This is a genomic window from Streptomyces sp. NPDC020192, from assembly GCF_044388685.1.
In the GTDB taxonomy this organism is placed as follows: domain Bacteria; phylum Actinomycetota; class Actinomycetes; order Streptomycetales; family Streptomycetaceae; genus Streptomyces.
Map to the genome: position 1 here is coordinate 245,233 of NZ_JBIRXG010000010.1, position 17,633 is coordinate 262,865.

The 17,633-nt window shown below is 73.8% G+C and carries 16 protein-coding genes; 12 read left to right on the forward strand and 4 right to left on the reverse strand.

Annotation, left to right across the window (positions count from 1 at the left end; genetic code table 11):
* Positions 1–7: 7 nt before the first annotated feature.
* Positions 8–358, reverse strand: a complete 351-nt coding sequence (locus tag ACH47Z_RS21140) for a VOC family protein (RefSeq protein ID WP_399075763.1) — start codon at positions 356–358, stop codon at positions 8–10.
* 140 nt (positions 359–498) lie between these two features.
* Here ACH47Z_RS21140 and ACH47Z_RS21145 point away from each other — a divergent pair, with 140 nt between their 5' ends.
* Both ACH47Z_RS21145 and ACH47Z_RS21150 read left to right on the forward strand, forming a co-directional pair.
* Complete coding sequence (locus ACH47Z_RS21145; protein ID WP_399075765.1) at positions 499–2,346, forward strand: transketolase; 1,848 nt, start codon at positions 499–501, stop codon at positions 2,344–2,346.
* A gap of 136 nt (positions 2,347–2,482) precedes the next feature.
* Complete coding sequence (locus ACH47Z_RS21150) at positions 2,483–3,175, forward strand: GvpL/GvpF family gas vesicle protein (protein ID WP_399075766.1); 693 nt, start codon at positions 2,483–2,485, stop codon at positions 3,173–3,175.
* Positions 3,176–3,196: 21 nt separating this feature from the next.
* Here ACH47Z_RS21150 and ACH47Z_RS21155 read toward each other — a convergent pair whose 3' ends face one another.
* Positions 3,197–4,018 carry a class I SAM-dependent methyltransferase gene (locus ACH47Z_RS21155; RefSeq protein ID WP_399075768.1) on the reverse strand — a complete coding sequence of 274 codons (822 nt, stop codon included), beginning with the start codon at positions 4,016–4,018 and terminating at the stop codon, positions 3,197–3,199.
* A 244-nt stretch (positions 4,019–4,262) separates the two neighbouring features.
* On the opposite strand from ACH47Z_RS21155, the gene ACH47Z_RS21160 reads away from it, so the two are divergent.
* From ACH47Z_RS21160 to ACH47Z_RS21185, 6 genes are all read left to right on the forward strand, one after another.
* Complete coding sequence (locus ACH47Z_RS21160; protein ID WP_399075770.1) at positions 4,263–4,919, forward strand: histidine phosphatase family protein; 657 nt, start codon at positions 4,263–4,265, stop codon at positions 4,917–4,919.
* Positions 4,920–5,005: 86 nt separating this feature from the next.
* Positions 5,006–6,625, forward strand: coding sequence for an ABC-F family ATP-binding cassette domain-containing protein (locus ACH47Z_RS21165; protein ID WP_399075772.1), 1,620 nt, complete (start codon positions 5,006–5,008; stop codon positions 6,623–6,625).
* A 153-nt stretch (positions 6,626–6,778) separates the two neighbouring features.
* Positions 6,779–7,036 (forward strand): DUF6158 family protein, encoded by a 258-nt coding sequence (locus ACH47Z_RS21170; RefSeq protein ID WP_399075774.1) that lies wholly within the window; start codon positions 6,779–6,781, stop codon positions 7,034–7,036.
* 472 nt (positions 7,037–7,508) lie between these two features.
* Entirely contained in the window at positions 7,509–8,141 is a 633-nt protein-coding gene (locus tag ACH47Z_RS21175; RefSeq protein WP_399075776.1) for a hypothetical protein, read from the forward strand.
* A gap of 130 nt (positions 8,142–8,271) precedes the next feature.
* On the forward strand, positions 8,272–9,528 hold the full coding sequence (locus tag ACH47Z_RS21180) for an aminotransferase class I/II-fold pyridoxal phosphate-dependent enzyme (protein WP_399075778.1): 1,257 nt from the start codon (positions 8,272–8,274) through the stop codon (positions 9,526–9,528).
* Positions 9,525–10,586 carry an MBL fold metallo-hydrolase gene (locus ACH47Z_RS21185; RefSeq protein ID WP_399075780.1) on the forward strand — a complete coding sequence of 354 codons (1,062 nt, stop codon included), beginning with the start codon at positions 9,525–9,527 and terminating at the stop codon, positions 10,584–10,586. Before ACH47Z_RS21180 ends, ACH47Z_RS21185 begins: the two co-directional genes overlap by 4 nt.
* On the opposite strand, the gene ACH47Z_RS21190 is transcribed toward ACH47Z_RS21185, so the two are convergent.
* Together ACH47Z_RS21190 and ACH47Z_RS21195 are read right to left on the reverse strand one after the other, a co-directional pair.
* Complete coding sequence (locus ACH47Z_RS21190) at positions 10,555–11,166, reverse strand: DedA family protein (RefSeq protein ID WP_399075898.1); 612 nt, start codon at positions 11,164–11,166, stop codon at positions 10,555–10,557. The two genes, ACH47Z_RS21185 and ACH47Z_RS21190, sit on opposite strands and share 32 nt — an antisense overlap.
* A 17-nt stretch (positions 11,167–11,183) precedes the next feature.
* A complete protein-coding gene (locus ACH47Z_RS21195; protein ID WP_399075782.1) occupies positions 11,184–11,957 on the reverse strand; it encodes an MBL fold metallo-hydrolase in 774 nt (257 codons plus the stop codon).
* 92 nt (positions 11,958–12,049) lie between these two features.
* Here ACH47Z_RS21195 and ACH47Z_RS21200 point away from each other — a divergent pair, with 92 nt between their 5' ends.
* From ACH47Z_RS21200 to ACH47Z_RS21215, 4 genes are all read left to right on the forward strand, one after another.
* Positions 12,050–12,481 carry a hypothetical protein gene (locus ACH47Z_RS21200; protein WP_399075784.1) on the forward strand — a complete coding sequence of 144 codons (432 nt, stop codon included), beginning with the start codon at positions 12,050–12,052 and terminating at the stop codon, positions 12,479–12,481.
* 89 nt (positions 12,482–12,570) lie between these two features.
* Positions 12,571–14,694: a phage holin family protein gene (locus ACH47Z_RS21205; protein ID WP_399075786.1), complete on the forward strand. Its 2,124-nt coding sequence runs from the start codon at positions 12,571–12,573 to the stop codon at positions 14,692–14,694.
* An 86-nt stretch (positions 14,695–14,780) separates the two neighbouring features.
* Positions 14,781–15,842, forward strand: coding sequence for an ATP-binding protein (locus ACH47Z_RS21210; protein WP_399075788.1), 1,062 nt, complete (start codon positions 14,781–14,783; stop codon positions 15,840–15,842).
* Between the two features lie 56 nt (positions 15,843–15,898).
* Complete coding sequence (locus ACH47Z_RS21215; RefSeq protein ID WP_399075900.1) at positions 15,899–17,632, forward strand: hypothetical protein; 1,734 nt, start codon at positions 15,899–15,901, stop codon at positions 17,630–17,632.
* Position 17,633 lies beyond the last annotated feature (1 nt).

The following is a 17,633-nucleotide window of genomic DNA, read 5'->3' on the forward strand; positions in this document are numbered from 1 at the left end:
GGCCGGCTCAGGTCCGCTGCTGGTCCACGTACTCGAAGACGGACCCGTCCGGATGCATCGCCAGCAGATTGCGGCCGGCCGGCGTCGGCACCGGCCCGGCGAGGATCCGGGCGCCGAGGCCGGTCAGCACCTGGTGCGCCTCCTCCACGTCCTGCACGGCGATCGTCGCCGTCACCTTCCGCAGGATCTCCAGCTCCGCCTCCGGGCCGCTCATGAGCAGAAAGGAGCCGATCGCGGCGACCTGCACCCCACCCCGCTCGAACCGCAGGGCTCTGCCGCCCGCCAGCCGCTCGTAGAACGGGATCGCGGCTTCGAGGTCGTCGACGCAGATGCGCAGCGAGGCGCCCATAATCTCCATGCTTCCGAGCCTAGTTGGGGTGTCCTGAGGGGCGCGAGGAACCTGCCGTTCGGGTGACCCGCCGGAGGTTTACGTGCCGCGGCCGGGGATACACGGAAGACCTCCCGTGAGCCGACCTGCACAAGGAGTCGTAGGAAACGATGAACACAGACGAACTCACGGAACTCGCCCAGCAGTTGAGGGTCGACAGCGTACGCGCCTCCGCCGCCGCGGGCTCCGGGCACCCCACCTCCTCGATGTCCGCGGCCGACCTGATGGCCGTCCTGCTGGCGAGGCACCTGCGCTACGACTTCGAACGTCCCGAGCACCCCGCCAACGACCGCTTCGTGCTGTCCAAGGGTCACGCCTCGCCCCTGCTGTACGCCGCGTACAAGGCGGCCGGCGCGGTCGAGGACGGCGAGCTGCTCACCTTCCGCAAGCTCGGCAGCCGGCTGGAGGGGCACCCCACGCCCCGGCGGCTGCCCTGGGTGGAGACGGCCACCGGATCCCTCGGCCAGGGCCTGCCCGTAGGGGTCGGCATCGCCCTGTCCGGCAAGCGTCTGGAGCGCAACGGCTACCGGGTGTGGGTGCTGTGCGGCGACAGCGAGCTGGCGGAGGGCTCGGTGTGGGAGGCCGCCGAGCACGCCGGGTACGAGCAGCTGGACAACCTGATCACGATCGTCGACGTCAACCGGCTCGGCCAGCGCGGCCCCACCCGGCACGGCCATGACCTGGACGCCTACGCCCGCCGCTTCCAGGCCTTCGGCTGGCACACCGTCGAGACCGACGGCCACGACATCGACCGGATCGACCGGGCCTACCAGGAAGCACTGGCCACGACCGGGCAGCCCACGGTGATCCTCGCCCGCACCCTCAAGGGCAAGGGCGTGGCCTCCGTCGAGGACCGCGAGGGTCTGCACGGCAAACCGCTGCCCGAGCCCGAGGAGGCCGTCGCCGAACTCGGCGGACCGCGTGACGTGCGCGTCCGGGTCGGCGAGCCGCCGGCCGCCGCCGCGCTGCGCGACCTGACCATCGAGGTGGTCCAGCTCCCGCGCTACGACGAGGGCGACAAGATCGCGACCAGGGACGCCTTCGGCGCGGCCCTCGCCGCGCTCGGCGCCGCCCGCGGCGATGTCGTCGCCCTGGACGGCGAGGTCGGCGACTCCACCCGTACCGAGGAGTTCGCCAAGGCCCACCCCGAGCGCTTCTTCGAGTGCTACATCGCCGAGGAGCAGCTCGTCGCCTGCTCCGTCGGCATGGCCGCGCGCGGCTGGCTGCCGTACGCCTCGACGTTCGCCGCGTTCTTCACCCGCGCCCACGACTTCGTGCGCATGGCGTCCATCAGCGGCGCCGGGATCAACCTGATCGGCTCGCACGCCGGTGTCGCCATCGGGCAGGACGGGCCCTCCCAGATGGGCCTGGAGGACCTGGCGATGTTCCGCGCCGTGCACGGCTCGACCGTGCTGTACCCGTGCGACGCCAACCAGACCGCCCACCTGGTCGCGGCCATGGCCGGCCTCGACGGCATCCGCTATCTGCGCACCTCGCGCGGCGCGACCCCGGTGATCTACGGCCCCGGCGAGGACTTCCCGGTCGGCGGCAGCAAGACGCTGCGCTCCAGCGAGGAGGACCGGCTGACGGTCGTCGCGGCCGGGGTCACCGTGCCCGAGGCGCTGGCCGCGGCCGACCGGCTCGCCGAGGACGGCATCCGGGTCCGGGTGATCGACCTGTACTCGGTCAAGCCCGTCGACACCGAGACCCTGCGCCGGGCCGCCGAGGAAACCGGCTGCCTGCTCACCGTCGAGGACCACCACCCCGAGGGCGGCCTCGGCGACGCCGTGGCGGAGGCCTTCGCCGACGGCCGCCCCGTGCCCCGGCTGGTCCGGCTCGCCGTCCGCACCATGCCGGGCTCGGCCGCCCCCGACCAGCAGCTGAACGCGGCCGGCATCGACGCCGTGGGCATCGACAGCGCCGCCAGGCTGCTGGTGGAGGAGACGGCCCCGCACTGAGCGGCGATCCGAGCGGTGATCCGAGCGGCGATCTGTTGTGCGGGCGCGGCCGCCGGGTCAGGCTGGAGCTGGACGGATTCGCCGTACGAGGAGAAAGGCAGGGGGGCGGTACGGGGTCGCGGTGGAAGGAGGCGCCATGTCCGGACTGCGCTACGTCTACGCCGTCTGCCGCCCCTTCGGCACGCCCCTGCAGGCCCAGCTGACGGGCGTCGCGGGCATTCCGCCCCACCTGCTGCGCCACCAGGACCTGGTCGCGGTCGTCAGTACGGTCCCGGCGGCCGACTTCGGCGAGGAGGCCCTGCAGACCCACCTCCAGGACCCGGTCTGGCTGGCCGCGACCGCCCGCGCCCACCAGGGTGTGATCGACGCGCTGACCACGGTCACCACACCGCTGCCGCTGCGGCTCGCGACCGTCTGCGAGGACGACAGCCTGGTGCGCACCATGATCGAGACCCACGGGGACGCCTTCCGGCACGCCCTGGACCGGCTGGAGGGCCGGGTGGAGTGGGGCGTGAAGGTGTACACCGAGCCCGCGCCCGCCGCCGAACCCGGAGCCGGTTCCGCGCCCGGTGAGGCGTTCGCCCGCTCCCTGCACGAGCGTCTCGCCGGCCGGGCGGAGGACTGCCGGGTACACGCCCTCCAGCCCGGCCCGGCGCCCGGCCCGGCGGCCCGGAACGTGCTCGACGCCGCCTATCTGGTGCCCCGCGCGCACTCCGAGGAGTTCGTGGAGCTGGTGGACTGCATGCGGGCCGAGGAACCCGGGGTCCGGGTGGAGCTCACCGGCCCCTGGGCCGCGTACTCCTTCACGGGCGAGGAGCAGCCCCGCTGACGTGCGGGGCCCCGCCGGCCTTCAGGAGTCCTTGCGGCACAGGATCTCCCCGTGCAGCACGGCGAACCAGCCGTCCTCCTGCCGCCCCCACTCCCGCCACGCCTCGGACACCGCCCGCAGCCGCTCCTCGGTCGCGTGCCCGCCCTGCGTGGCCCGGTCGGCGTAGGCCGAGGCCAGGGTGCGGTCCGCCCACAGGCCGCTCCACCAGGCCCGTTCCTCGGGCGTGGCGAAGGTCCAGGTGCCGGTGGTGGCGGTGATGTCGGTCAGCCCGGCGGCCAGCGCCCACGCCTTCAGCCGGCGCCCGGCATCCGGTTCGCCGCCGTTGCCGCGGGCCACCCGCTCGTACAGGTCCAGCCAGTCGTCCAGGCCGGGGACCGCCGGGTACCAGGTCATCGCCGCGTAGTCCGCGTCGCGTACGGCGATGTACCCGCCCGGCTTCGTCACGCGCCGCATCTCGCGCAGCGCCTGCACCGGGTCGCCGACGTGCTGGAGCACCTGGTGGGCGTGGACCACGCAGAAGGTGTCGTCCGGGTAGTCCAGGGCGTGGACGTCGGCGACGGCGAAGTCCACGTTGGCCAGTCCGCGCCCGGCGGCGGTGGCCCGGGCCTGCTCCAGGATGCCGGGCGCCGCGTCGACGCCGGTGACGTGGCCGTCGGGGACCAGTTCCGCCAGGTCCGCGGTGATGGTGCCGGGGCCGCAGCCGATGTCCAGGATCTTCATGTGCGGCTTCAGCGAACCGAGCAGATAGGCCGCGGAGTTGGCGGCGGTCCGCCAGGTGTGCGAGCGCAGCACCGACTCGTGGTGCCCGTGCGTGTAGACGGCGGTCTCCCGCGTTTCCGGCATGGCGGTTCCCCTTCACCTCTGGTCCGGCGGTGGTCCGACGGTGGTAGGGATCACCGTACGCGCGCTGGCCGAATGGCGAGACCGGCATTTTGAATAGTGGACTGACGGACAGTCAGGAAAGAGTGTGGAGACTTGCGGAGCGCCCGGCGGAACGGCATGCGGACAGGGATGGTTACCCTGCAAGGGCCCGCCTTCCTGGGTGCGTGTGCGCCGGCCGCCCGACCGGCGCGAAGGGAGACCCCGCATGCGTCTGCTCCTCGTCCGCCACGGTGAGACCCCGTCGAACGTGGCCCATCTGCTGGACACCGCCGTCCCCGGAGCGGGCCTGACCCCGCTCGGCGAGGGACAGGCCGCCGCGCTGCCCGCGGCGCTCGCCGGTGAGGACATCGAGGCCCTCTACGTCTCCACGCTGGTGCGCACCCAGCTGACCGCGGCCCCGCTGGCCGCCGCCCGGCGCCTGGAGCCGATCGTCCGCGACGGCATCCGCGAGCTGTCCGCCGGCGACCTGGAGATGCAGCCCGGCGACTCGCCGGCGGGTGAGCAGTACCTGCGCACGGTGTTCGCGTGGGCGGCCGGGGACACCGCCCTGCGCGTCCCCGGCGGCGAGAGCGGCGACGAGGCCCTCGACCGCTACGACGCCGTGATCGCCGAGGCCGCGGCGAGCGGCGCCGGCTCCGTCGCCATGATCAGTCACGGCGCCGCGATCCGCGTGTGGACAGCCGCCCGCGCCGACAACGTCGACGTCCACTTCGCCGCCGCCCGCCCCCTGGACAACACCGGCGTCGTCATCCTGGAGGGCTCCCCGGCCGACGGCTGGAAAGCGGTCTCCTGGCAGGGCGCCGCGGTACAGCCGGCCGGAGAGACCGGTCCGGCGGGGGAGGCGCTCGACACGGCGGGATAGAGGATCGGCGTTGTGCGCGGGGGCAGGCGTCCGTGCGGGGATATGCGTTTGCCCGGGGCCGGGGCCGCCCCGCAGAATGCCTGCCCATGGGACATCTGGAAGCCGCACACCTCGAGTACCACCTCCCCGACGGGAGGACCCTGCTCGGAGACGTGTCCTTCCGGGTCGGCGAAGGTTCCGCCGTCGCCCTGGTCGGCCCGAACGGCGCCGGCAAGACCACCCTGCTCCGCCTGATCTCCGGCGAGCTGAAGCCGCACGGCGGCACCGTCACCGTCAGCGGCGGCCTCGGCGTGATGCGCCAGTTCGTGGGCTCCGTACGGGACGACACGACCGTACGCGACCTGCTCGTGTCCGTCGCCCAGCCCCGCATCCGCGAGGCGGCGAGGGCGGTGGACGAGGCCGAGCACGCCGTCATGACCGTCGACGACGAGGCCGCCCAGATGCGGTACGCCCAGGCCCTCGCCGACTGGGCCGAGGTCCGCGGCTACGAGGCCGAGACCCTGTGGGACGTGTGCACCACCGCCGCCCTCGGCATGCCCTACGAACGCGCCCAGTGGCGCCAGGTGCGCACCCTCTCCGGCGGTGAGCAGAAGCGCCTCGTGCTGGAGGCGCTGCTGCGCGGCACCGACGAGGTGCTCCTGCTCGACGAGCCGGACAACTACCTCGACGTGCCCGGCAAGCGCTGGCTGGAGGAGCAGCTGCGGCAGACCCGCAAGACGGTCCTGTTCGTCTCCCACGACCGCGAACTCCTCGTCCGCGCCGCCGAGAAGATCGTCTCCGTCGAGCCCGGCCCGGCCGGCGCCGACGCCTGGGTGCACGGCGGCGGCTTCGCCACCTACCACGAGGCCCGCCGCGAGCGCTTCGCCCGCTTCGAGGAGCTGCGCCGCCGCTGGGACGAGAAACACGCCCAGCTGAGGAAACTCGTCCTGAACCTCCGGCAGGCCGCCGCCGTCAGCCACGAGATGGCCTCCCGCTACGCCGCCGCGCAGACCCGGCTGCGCAAGTTCGAAGAGGCCGGACCGCCGCCGGAGCCGCCCCGCGAGCAGGACATCACCATGCGCCTCAAGGGCGGCCGCACCGGCGTCCGGGCCGTCACCTGCAAGGGACTCGAACTGTCCGGTCTCATGCGGCCGTTCGACCTCGAGGTCTTCTACGGCGAGCGGGTCGCGGTCCTCGGCTCCAACGGCTCCGGCAAGTCGCACTTCCTGCGGCTGCTGGCCGGCGAGGACGTGGCGCACACGGGGGAGTGGAAGCTGGGCGCACGCGTCGTACCCGGGCACTTCGCGCAGACCCACGCCCATCCCGAGCTCCACGGCCGCACCCTCCTCGACATCCTGTGGAAGGAACACGCCCAGGACCGGGGCGCGGCCATGTCGAGGCTGCGCCGCTACGAACTGACCCAGCAGGCCGAGCAGTCCTTCGACCGGCTCTCCGGCGGCCAGCAGGCCCGGTTCCAGATCCTGCTGCTGGAGCTGGCGGGCGCCACCGCGCTGCTGCTGGACGAGCCCACCGACAACCTCGACCTGGAGTCGGCCGAGGCCCTCCAGGAGGGTATGGAGGCCTTCGACGGCACGGTCCTCGCCGTCACCCACGACCGCTGGTTCGCCCGCTCCTTCGACCGCTACCTGGTCTTCGGCACCGACGGCCGCGTCCGCGAGACCCCGGAACCGGTCTGGGACGAACGCCGGGTGGAACGGGCCCGCTGAGCCCCGGGAATCTGTTCGTTTTGCGGCTTTCGACCTTTCGGAGGCCCCGGACCGGGGATCTTCGTATGGTGGAGGCAGGAATGCCGGCTCCATGGATCTGGCTCCGGACACGCCCGGGGCCGGGGCCACGGACACGACGAGCGGGGCACCACCATGACCGGAGTCGACCCCAGCCGACTGGACGACCAGCAGCTCATGAAAGAGCTGGAGACGATCCACCGCACGCGCCACGACACCCTCCTGTACGGCTCGAACGACGCGCTCCGGGTCCACAACGAGCGCATGGCGCAACTCGAGGGCGAGTACCTGCGCCGCAACCCGCGCCGCCTGGTCAGCTCGGGCCGCACCCGCGAAGGCGCCCGTGAACGAGGCTGCGGCGAGACGACGGCTCCGCGCACGTCCAGCACCTGACGGGGTCCGGTTCCCGGCCCCTCACGCCCGTGCGTTCCTGCCCCGAGACCGGGACCCGCCCTGCCCCGAGACCGGGTCCCGCCCTTGCCCTTGACCGAGGTCCGTTCTGCTCCTCGCCGGCGTGCGTCCACGGCCTGGGGCTGGGGCCCGCCCCTGGCCCTCGCCGTCGTACGTCCCCGGCCCGAGAGCGGGATTCGTTCGCGGTCCCCGGGCACGCACACGCGGGGCCGACCCGCACGGGCCGGCTCTCCTCACGCTCCCCGGCACCGGCACACCTGCACCGGAGTGCCCCGCGCGCCCCGCGTCACCCGCCTGGCCGTGCGTGTCCCGCGAATGGGGTCCGGCCGCGCGCGCTGCGGCCCCGTACGGGCTGAGATGGCAGCGAGGGGCACACCCCCGTGCCCCGGCCCCGTGCCCGGTACCCGTGGCGCCGCCCGGCAGTGCCGCCGCAGCTCGTCGAGGAGCCCGTCCCATGCGCCGCACAGTCCGTGTCCTGTCCGCCGCCCTCGTCGCCGGCGCCGCGCTGCTCCTGGCCGGCCCCGCCGCCTCCGCGGTCCCCAGCACCGGCCCCACCATCCTCGCCCTCCCTGTGAACTGCGACGCCGTCGGCAGACCCGTACCCGGCGCCGTCGAAGGCCCGCCGCAGCCGCTCCCCGACGGCAAGCCCTGCGGCGACAGCGGCGGCGGCACCCAGTGCTGGCCGGGGGAGGCGCTCTGCCGGGACGGCACCGGCTGCTCGGGCGGCGCGTCCTGCCCTGACCGCTCCTCATGCCGCGACGGCACACAGTGCCACAGCGACGGACGAGAATGCGCCGGAGCCGGAGCCGGAGCCGGAGCCGGAGTCTGTCCCGATCACCACACCTGCGCCGACGCCCGCGATCCTCAGCACGACGCTCCGGCCCGCACCGGCCCGTCCCGCGACGGCGACGACTGCGCGCCGGCCGGCGTCCAGCACGGCGTCGAGGCCGGTCAGGGTGGCAGCTTCACCGACTCCGTTCCATCCCTGGTCGCCGGCGGCACCCTCATCGCCACCGCCTGCGCCGGAGCCGGCTACCGGCTCCTCGGCCACCGCCACACCACGGCGGACCGGCCCACCGGCGTGTGACCGGGACAACGCCCGCCACCGCCCATGGACAGCCGCCCCACGGGTACACCAACCCGAGGACACCGGCACCCCACCCACGTACACCGACCACACCCCACGACGACCCATCACGGACCGCGCGGAGGCGGACATGCGGCGGACGGACCCCGAGGGCCACGGCCCCGTCCGCTACGGCCCGCCGCTCCCCGGCGACGGACTGCCCCTCCTCCCCGAACTCACCGCCGTACTCGCCGCCGCCGCGCACCGCAGTGACGCCCAGCCCGTCGGCGGCGCCCCCGCCCTCCTCGAAGCGGCCTGCGGCTACTGGACCCGGCGCGGCCTGCCAACCGTCCCCGACCAGGTCGCCGCCGGCCCCGGCGCCCCCGCCCTGCTGCTCGCCCTCACCGCCGCGCTCGCCACGGACGGCGCCGACGTCCTCGTGCCCCGCCCCTGCGCCGCCTGGTGGGCGCCGTACGCCCGGATCCTCGGCCGGCCCGTCTACCACGTTCCCACCCCCGCCGAGAGCGGCGGCGTCCCCGACCCCTACGCCCTGCTGGAGACCGTCCGCCGGGTACGTGCCGAGGGCGGCGACCCCCGGCTGCTCGTGCTGTCCGTCGCCGACGACCCCACCGCCACCGTCGCCCCGCCCGAACTGCTGCACGAGACCGTCGAGGCCGCCACCACCGAGGGCCTGCACCTGGTCAGCGACGAGACCTGGCGCGACACCCTGCACCACCCGCACGACACCGTCCTGCTCAGCCCCGCCGAGATGCGCCCCGACCGGGTCACCGTCGTCACTGACCTCGCCGGCTCCCTGCTGCCGCCCGGCTGGCCCGCCGCCGTCGCCCGCTTCCCCGCGACCGAACCCGGACTCCACCTCCACGCGCGCGTGCTCGACATCCTCACCGCACTCGGCGCCCGCATCGCCGCCCCCGTCGCCGCCGCGGTCGGCTACGTCCTCGACGAACCCCCGCCCGTCACCGAGCGCCGCGAGACCACCGTACGGCTGCACGCGCGCGTGGCCGCGGCCGCGCATGCCGCGCTCGTCGCCGCAGGCGCCCTCGCCCGCCCCCCGCAGGCCGGCCGCCACGTGTACGTGGACCTCGCCCCGCTGCGCGAACCCCTCGCCGCACAAGGTGCCGGCGACGCACAGGAGTTGGAGGACCTCCTCACCACCCGGCTCGGCATGCCCGCGGCCGGCGGCCACCGCTTCGGCGACGACCTCGGCGCCCTGCGCGTACGCCTGGCCACCGGACCCCTGCTCGGCGGCACCGACGAGGAACGCGCGGAATGCCTCACCTCACCCGCGCCGTTGGAACTGCCACACGTGCACCGCGCGTTGATCTCCTTGACGTCGGTCCTCGACGATCTCCGCGACGAAGCTCAGCGATGGGAGCCTCCTCGATGACGCAGCAGACGCATGAGCCCGCATCGCCCCCGACGACCCCGACGACTCCCCGCCCCCTCGGCGAACACCGGGTGTGGCCGCGGACGTTCCACGACCGGCTCACCGCCCCGCTGCCCGGCCTCAAGGCCATGGCCCGCTTCGCCCGCGAAGGCGCCGTACGCCCCGGCCGCGAAGGCCTCGCCGACCTCCCCCTGCTCCCCGTCGAACCCGCCCCGTTGCCCCGCGCCGACCCCAGCACCCTCGCCGTCACCTGGGCCGGACACGCCAGCTGGATCGTCCGCATCGGCGGCCTGACCGTCCTCACCGACCCCGTCTGGTCCCGCCGCATCCTCGGCACCCCCACCCGCATCACCCCCGTCGGCGTCCCCTGGGAGGACCTGCCGCGCATCGACGCCGTCGTCATCAGCCACAACCACTACGACCACCTCGACGCCCCCACCCTGTGCCGACTCCCGCGCGCCACACCGCTGTTCGTCCCCGCCGGACTCGGCCGCTGGTTCCGGCGCCGCCGCTTCTCCTGGGTCACCGAGCTGGACTGGTGGGAGGGCGCCGAACTGGCCGGAGTCCGCTTCGACTTCGTCCCCGCCCACCACTGGTCCAAGCGCACCCTCACCGACACCTGCCAGAGCCTCTGGGGCGGCTGGATCCTCACCGACACAGACGGCCGGCGCCTGTACTTCGCCGGCGACACCGGCTACGGCCACTGGTTCTCCCGCATCGGCGACCGCTACCCCGGCATCGACCTCGCCCTCATGCCCATCGGCGCCTACGACCCCCGCTGGTGGCTCAGCGACGTCCACTGCGACCCCGAGGAGGCCGTCCGGGCCACCCTCGACCTCGGCGCCCGCCGCATGGCCCCCATGCACTGGGGCACCTTCGTCCTCTCGGCCGAGCCCGTCCTGGAACCGCTCACGAGAGTGCGGACGGCCTGGGAGAAGGCGGGGCTGGAGAGAGAAGACCTGTGGGATCTGCCGATCGGCGCTTCAAAGGTGCTCGAGCGGAGCGCCCCTACAGCGGCGCGGGCAACTACCGAAATCGCCGCACCACACTCGGCATAGCACTGATCACCACGGTCAGGCCCACCGCCACCACAACCCCCTCCCACGGCTCCCTGAACAACGAACCCCCCAGAACACCGATCACTTGATAGGTGGCCGCCCAGGCCAGACAAGCGGGCACGTTGCCCCGAGCGAAGCGTCTGAGCGGCCACTCCGCCATCAGACAGGCCAGCATCACCGGAATGCGACCGGCAGGCACCAGCCGGGACAACACCAGGACGGCAACCCCATGCTCGGCCAGCTTCCCCCGCGCCTGGCCGAGCCGTTCCTCCGGCGCCCGCGACCGGATCGCCTCCAGCCACCGCGACCCGTTCCGCGACCGCATCCCGCGCCGCCCCAGCCAGTACAGTGCTCCGTCCCCCAGGAACGCCGCCAGCGACGCCGTCACGAACACCAGCGCCAGCGAGAACGGCGCCGTCTGATGGAACGCCACCACCGCCGCCGAACTCACCAGCGCACCGGTCGGCACCACCGGCACCAGTGCCCCGACCAGCACCAGCAGGAACAACGACGGATAACCGGCCGCCTGCTGCGTCGACTCCGGCGGCACCGCCGACGTCGACGCGGCGGCCAGCGCCAGCGCGGAGGCCGGCCGGTTCACCGCGCGACCTCCAGCCGCACACTCTCCCCGTGCCCCAGCTTGCGCACCACCACCTGCGGCGCGAGCACGCCCGCCAGCCGCACGAACTCGTCGCCCGGCGCGTGGAACTCGTGCGGCCGCACCACCGCCATCCCGATCGGCCAGTACGTCCCGTAGTGCACCGGCACCGCCATCCGCGGTGCCAGCCGGGCCAGCGCCCGCGCCGCCCGCCCGGCGTCCAGATGCCCCTCACCCAGGAACGGCCCCCAGCCGCCCACCGGCAGCAGCGCCACATCCACCGGGCCGACCCGCTCCGCCATCGCGTCGAACAGCCCGGTGTCCCCGGCGAAATACGTCCGCGCCCCGCCCTCCACGACGTACCCCAGCGCGGGCGAACGGTGCGGCCCCACCGGCAACCGCCGCCCGTCGTGCAGCGCGGGCACCACCCGGATCAGCACCTCACCGACCCGCACCTCGTTCCCCGGCACCACCTCGGTCACGTCAAGATTCCGCAGTCGGCGCAGAGCCGGCACCGCCCGTGGCGCGCCCCGGGGCACGAGCAGGCGCGCACCCGGCGCGAGTGAGGCCAGCGACGGCACGTGCAGATGGTCGGCGTGCAGATGGGAGACGAGCGCCACGTCCGCGCGCCGGGCCGGAACCGGCGCGACCGCCCCCCGGCGGCGCCGCAGATGCGCCAGCCGGCGCGCGAACAGCGGATCGGTGAGCACACGTATGTTCCCGTCCTGAATCGCGCAGGTGGCGTGACCCCACCAGGTGATCTCCACCGGCACCTTCTTTCGCCTCCTTCACGCGACTCCCCGAAGCCTACGGGCAGGAGTAGGGTCGGCGGCGAAACCCGGAGGTGAGGGGGACTCCAGACGCCATGGGACAACCGCAGCCCGCCTCCGACGTGCCCGCGCCCGTGCGGGTCACCGCCATCGCCAGCCTGACCCCGCTGGAAGAACTGGAAGCCGACCCCTTCCTCGTCGACTCCCGCAGCCAGCACGCCATGTGCGCCCGCTGGGCCGCCGAACACGGATACGTCGTCGCCCGCGAACTCCTCGTCGGCGGACTGCGCTTCGACCACTGCGCCCTGTGGGACGGCGTCCGCCCCGGCGTCGACGTGTTCGTCGCCCCCAGCCTGCGTGTCCTGCGACGCGCCCTGTCCTCCGTCGAGGCCTTCACCGCCGAATGCGCCCGCCGCGGCGTCCGCGTCGAGACCGTCGGGCGCGCCGAACCGTCCTACGACGCCCAGATGAAGGCCCACGTCCACCGCCGCCTGTCCATGCCGACCGCGGGCTACGACGGCCGCTGAACCCGGTGACCGTGGTCGTCCCGGCCCGGTATGACAAGGTGGAGCGAGGCCCGGTCGTCGAGCGGGCCGGGACGTGAGGTGTTCACGGCGTGCGAGGCGTGGCCTGGCGGCGGGTCGTCGGTCAGATCGGACGGAGCGTCACCGTATGGGCGGCCTCCACCGCCACCATGCTGGTCCTCGCCGCCCTGCTGCCCGACTTCCGACTCGAGTCCGCCGACGGCGACAGCGCCCCCCGGATCGCCGTCACCGCGGCCTGCGGCGCCGGCGCCTTCGGCGTGCTGTCGGCCGTGGTCTGGCCCCTCCTGGTCCGGCTCCTGCTGCTCGTCCCCGCCCTCTTCCTCGGCCTGCTGGTCTTCGTCCTCAACGGCTCCCTGCTGCTGCTCGCCCTGCGCATCAACCCCTCCGGCCGGGGCGCCGTCGCCCCCGAGACCGCCGTCATCGTGGCCGCCGTGGTGTCCGCCGTCGCCTCGGCCACCGGCGCCGCCCTCGCCGTACGCGACGACGAGACGTACCGGCGCCGCCTGCACCGCCTGGCCACCCGCCGCCGCGGCTCCGACCCGCCCTGCCCCACCACCCCCGGCCTGGTCTTCGTCCAACTCGACGGCGTCGGCCACGACGTCCTGACGGGTGCGGTACGCAAGGGGGTGATGCCCACCGTGGCCCGGTGGTTGGCGACGGGCGACGGCAGACCGTCGGACGGCACACCGCCGACCCACCGCCTCACCCCCTGGCGCACCGACTGGTCCAGTCAGACCGGTGCCAGCCAGCTCGGCATCCTCCATGGCAGCACCTTCGACGTGCCGGCGTTCCGCTGGTACGAGAAGGACCGCGGGGAGGTGATGGTGTCCAATCGGCCGACGAGCGCCGCGGAACTGCAGCGCCGCGCCATACTGCACACGGGCGACGGCGGACTGTTGACCGTCGACGGTGCCAGCCGCGGCAACCTCTTCAGCGGCGGCGCCGGCGAGCAGGCCCTCGTCCTGTCCATCGCCGCCCGCCGCCGAGGCCGGGAGAACCGTTCCCGCGCCGGTTACTTCGCCTACTTCTCCGACCCCGCGGGCGCCGTACGCACCGCCCTGTCCTTCGTCGCCGAGGTGGTCCGCGAGGTCGGACAGTCCACCCGCGCCCGGCTGCGCCGACAACGGCCCCGGGTCCGCCGCGGCGGTCTCTACCCCCTCGTGCGGGCCTTCGCCACCGTCGTCGAGCGGGACGTCGTGGTCGCCGCGGTGATGGGCGACATGCTGGCCGGGCGCACCGCCGTCTACGCCGACCTGGTGGCCTACGACGAGGTCGCCCACCACTCCGGCCCGCACAGCCGGGACGCCGAGAAGGTGCTGCAACGCCTCGACCGGGCCCTCGCCCTGCTCCAGCGGGTCGCCGAACACGCCCCGCGCCCCTACCGCATCGTCGTCCTCTCCGACCACGGCCAGAGCCCCGGCGAGACCTTCCGCGCCCGCTACGGCCTCACCCTCGGCGACCTCGTCCGGGCCGGCTGCGGACTGCCCGTCCCGCGCCGGGCCGAGGGCACACGCAGCGGTGCCGAGGCCCGTGCCGCCGTCCGTGCCGCGCTGCGTCGGCCCGTGGAGGAGAAGGGGGAACGGCACCGGCCGGCGCGTGGTTCGGAGCCGATCGTGCTGGCCTCCGGCAACCTCGGCCTGGTCTCCTTCCCGGACGTGCACCACCGGATGTCCAAGGAGGAGATCGACGCCCGTCACCCCGCCCTGCTCACCACGCTCGCGCATCATCCGGGAATCGGTTTCCTGCTGGTGCGCAGCGAGAAGCACGGCGGTGTGCTGCTGGGTGCCCACGGTGCCGAGATCCCGCTGGCCGAGCTGGACGACGGGTCCGGGCCGCTGGCGCGCTTCGGTCCCGGTGCCGCCGACGCCGTCCGCCGCACCCACTCCTTCCCGCACACCGCCGACATCATGGTGAACTCCGCGCACGACCCCGCCGACGGCGAGGTTCTCGCCTTCGAGGAGCAGATCGGCTCCCACGGCGGTCTCGGCGGCGCCCAGTCCCGCCCGTTCCTGCTCTCCCCGCTGGACCTGTCCGCACCGGTCGACGGCGAGGAGGAACTGACCGGCGCCGAGCACGTGCACCAGGTGCTGCGGCGCTGGCTGGGCGAGCTGAGCGGCCCCCAGGTCCCGCTGACCGACGACACCGGGACCGACGACACAGAGACCGACGACACCGAGGACGAGCGCGCCGCCTGAAAATCGGCTGCGTCCGCACCGCCGTACGCCCACACTGTTCGAGTCGTACCCGATCGTCACTCGAACACCCGCAAGGATGCCCCGCGTTGCAGGCTGCCGTCACCGTCACTCCCGCCCGCGTCCCCGAACTCCTCCTCGGCCTCGCCACCGTCCGGCCCGTGTTCCTCTGGGGCGCCCCCGGCATCGGAAAGTCGTCCCTGGTGCGGGAGTTCGCCGACTCGCTCGGCCTGGAGTGTGTGAGCCTGCTCGGTACGCAGCTCGCCCCCGAGGACCTGATCGGTGTGCCGCAGATCCGCGACGGACGGTCGGTGTTCTGCCCGCCCGAGACGATCGCCCGGGACGAGCCGTACTGCCTGTTCCTGGACGAGCTGAACGCGGCCACCCCGGATGTGCAGAAGGCGTTCTACTCGCTGATCCTCGACCGCCGTATCGGAAACTACGAGCTGCCCGCGGGATCCATCGTCATCGGCGCCGGGAACCGGGCCACCGACAACGCGCTCGCCCGGCCGCTGGCCTCCGCCCTGGTCAACCGGCTCGCCCATGTCCATCTGGAGGTCTCCGCCACGGACTGGCTGGCCTGGGCGGCGGACAACGGCATCCACCCGTGGATCCTGGACCACCTCACCGACCGGCCGGACCACCTGTGGTCCAAGCCGCCGAAAACCGAGGAACCGTTTTCCACGCCCCGCTCCTGGCACATGCTCTCCGACGCCCTGCACTCCTTCGGCCCCGATCTCGACGAGCCGACCCTGACGGTGCTCGCGCACGGCACGCTCACGCCCGCGCACGCGACCGCGTTCTGCGGTTACGTCAAGGTCGTGCGCAGCCGGTTCGGGATCGAGGCGATCCTCAAGGGCGACGCCCGCTGGCCGCACCGCCTGCAGGACCGGGACCTGCTGTACTACCTCGCCGAGTCGTTCCGCGGCCGGCTCGTCAAGGAACTGCCCGCCGGCAAGGAGCACATGTCGGCGAACGGCCGGCAGATCGCCTACCGCGCCAAGTCGCTGCTGGTGCAGCTCGCCGAGATCTCCGTCGAGGTCGCCCAGACGGTCATCGCCTCCGACGCCGACGGCAACCCCGTGCTGCCCTCGTGGTTCCTGGTCGAGGCGGCCCGCGACATGCCCCGCCTGGTGGAGGCCCGGCGGTGAGCCGTACCCCGCCGAAGAAGAAACGCGATCCGGCCGGTGAGGCGTTCGCCGAGGGGATGCGGCTGCTGCGGGCCAACCCGGCGCTCGCCGCCGTCGAGTTCGGCGTCTGCCGCAGCGAGACCTGCGCGCTCGCCCCGAGCGAGGGGCTGCTCGTCGTCGACTCCGACGCCACCGTGCACGCCCACCCCGACCGGCTCGCCGAGCCCGGCGCCTGGGCCTGGGCGCTCGCGCACGCCGCCCTTCACCTCGGTTTCGGGCACGTTCCGGCCGCCAAGGGCCCGCGTGAGCAGCCCGACCGCTACGACCTCGCCGCCCGCTGTGTCGTGGTGAACCGTTTTCTGCTCGGTTTCCCCGTCGGCACCACCCCCGAGGACCTGCCCGCGAGCTACCCCGACGGGGACGAGGAGCGGCTCGCCGCGCGCTTCCGGGCCCACGGCCTGCCGCCCGTCTACGAGCGCTGCGACACCGCCGGCGGCGCACCCGACCAGGTACTCACCGAATGGCGCGGCCGGCAGGGCCAGGTCCCGGACCGGCAGCTGGCCTTCGCCACCGCGCTGACCCGGACCGTGTCCGCCGCGATGGACATGGCCGGCGGCCGCCGGGACTCCCTCGACGGTGAGCGGCTCCCGCAGCGCCCCTGGGAGCGGGCCCTGAGCTGGTTCGTCTCCTCCTACCCGCTGCTCGGCGGCATCGCCGCCGGGATCAGACTGGTCGCCGACGCCGAACTCGCCCGCGCCCACGGCATCCAGATCGCCGCCGTCGACCCCGGGGCAGGCGAGATCTACGTCAACCCGCTGCGCACCTTCGACGACGAGGAGTGGCGGTTCGTCCTCGCCCACGAGATGCTGCACGCCGCCCTCCGCCACGGCGACCGCTGCGGCCCCCGCGATCCCTACCTCTTCAACGTCGCCTGCGACTACGTCATCAACGGCTGGCTGGTCGAGATGCGGGTCGGCACCATGCCGGAGGGCCTGCTGCACGACCCGCAGCTCACCGGCCTGTCCGCCGAGGAGGTTTACGACCGCATCGCCGGCGACCTGCGCCTCGTCCGGCGCCTGGCCACCCTGCGCGGCAAGGGCACCGGCGACGTCCTCGGCGCCCCGCTGCGGCAGCCCGGCGACTACGTCGACCTGGACGAGTTCTACCGGCGCGGCCTCGGCCGGTGCCTCGATCTGCACCAGGCCCAGGAGCGCGGCTTCCTGCCCGGTGGCCTCGTCGAGGAGATCCGCGCGCTCAGCCATCCACCGCTGCCCTGGGACGCGCAACTCGCCCGCTGGTTCGACGAGTTCGTGCCCCGCCCCGAGCCCGTACGGTCCTTCGCCCGCCCGGCCCGCCGCCAGGCGTCCACCCCCGACATCCCGCGCGCGGGCCGCTGGTTCCCGCCCGAGGAGGTCGCCCGCTGCACCTTCGGCGTTGTCCTCGACACCTCCGGCTCGATGAGCCGCACCCTGCTGGCCAAGGCGCTCGGCGCGATCGCCTCCTACGCCGAGGCCCGGGACGTACCGGCCGCCCGCGTGGTCTTCTGCGACGCCGCCCCGCACGACGCCGGCTATCTCCCGGCCACCGAGATCGCGGGCCGGGTACGGGTGCACGGGCGCGGCGGTACGGTCCTGCAGCCCGGCATCGACCTGCTGCACCGGGCCGAGGACTTCCCGCCCGCCGCACCGGTGCTGGTGATCACGGACGGCTGGTGCGACGTGCTGCGGGTGCGCCGTGAGCACGCCTATCTGATCCCGCAGGGAAGTCACCTCCCGTTCACGCCGCGTGGGCCGGTCTTCAGAGTGAGATGAG

Coding starts and splice junctions, on each gene's coding strand:
- ACH47Z_RS21140 (WP_399075763.1), bottom strand. CDS start 358: ATGGAGATTATGGGCGCCTCGCTGCGCATCTGCGTCGACGACCTCGAA.
- ACH47Z_RS21145 (WP_399075765.1), top strand. CDS start 499: ATGAACACAGACGAACTCACGGAACTCGCCCAGCAGTTGAGGGTCGAC.
- ACH47Z_RS21150 (WP_399075766.1), top strand. CDS start 2,483: ATGTCCGGACTGCGCTACGTCTACGCCGTCTGCCGCCCCTTCGGCACG.
- ACH47Z_RS21155 (WP_399075768.1), bottom strand. CDS start 4,018: ATGCCGGAAACGCGGGAGACCGCCGTCTACACGCACGGGCACCACGAG.
- ACH47Z_RS21160 (WP_399075770.1), top strand. CDS start 4,263: ATGCGTCTGCTCCTCGTCCGCCACGGTGAGACCCCGTCGAACGTGGCC.
- ACH47Z_RS21165 (WP_399075772.1), top strand. CDS start 5,006: ATGGGACATCTGGAAGCCGCACACCTCGAGTACCACCTCCCCGACGGG.
- ACH47Z_RS21170 (WP_399075774.1), top strand. CDS start 6,779: ATGACCGGAGTCGACCCCAGCCGACTGGACGACCAGCAGCTCATGAAA.
- ACH47Z_RS21175 (WP_399075776.1), top strand. CDS start 7,509: ATGCGCCGCACAGTCCGTGTCCTGTCCGCCGCCCTCGTCGCCGGCGCC.
- ACH47Z_RS21180 (WP_399075778.1), top strand. CDS start 8,272: ATGCGGCGGACGGACCCCGAGGGCCACGGCCCCGTCCGCTACGGCCCG.
- ACH47Z_RS21185 (WP_399075780.1), top strand. CDS start 9,525: ATGACGCAGCAGACGCATGAGCCCGCATCGCCCCCGACGACCCCGACG.
- ACH47Z_RS21200 (WP_399075784.1), top strand. CDS start 12,050: ATGGGACAACCGCAGCCCGCCTCCGACGTGCCCGCGCCCGTGCGGGTC.
- ACH47Z_RS21215 (WP_399075900.1), top strand. CDS start 15,899: ATGCGGCTGCTGCGGGCCAACCCGGCGCTCGCCGCCGTCGAGTTCGGC.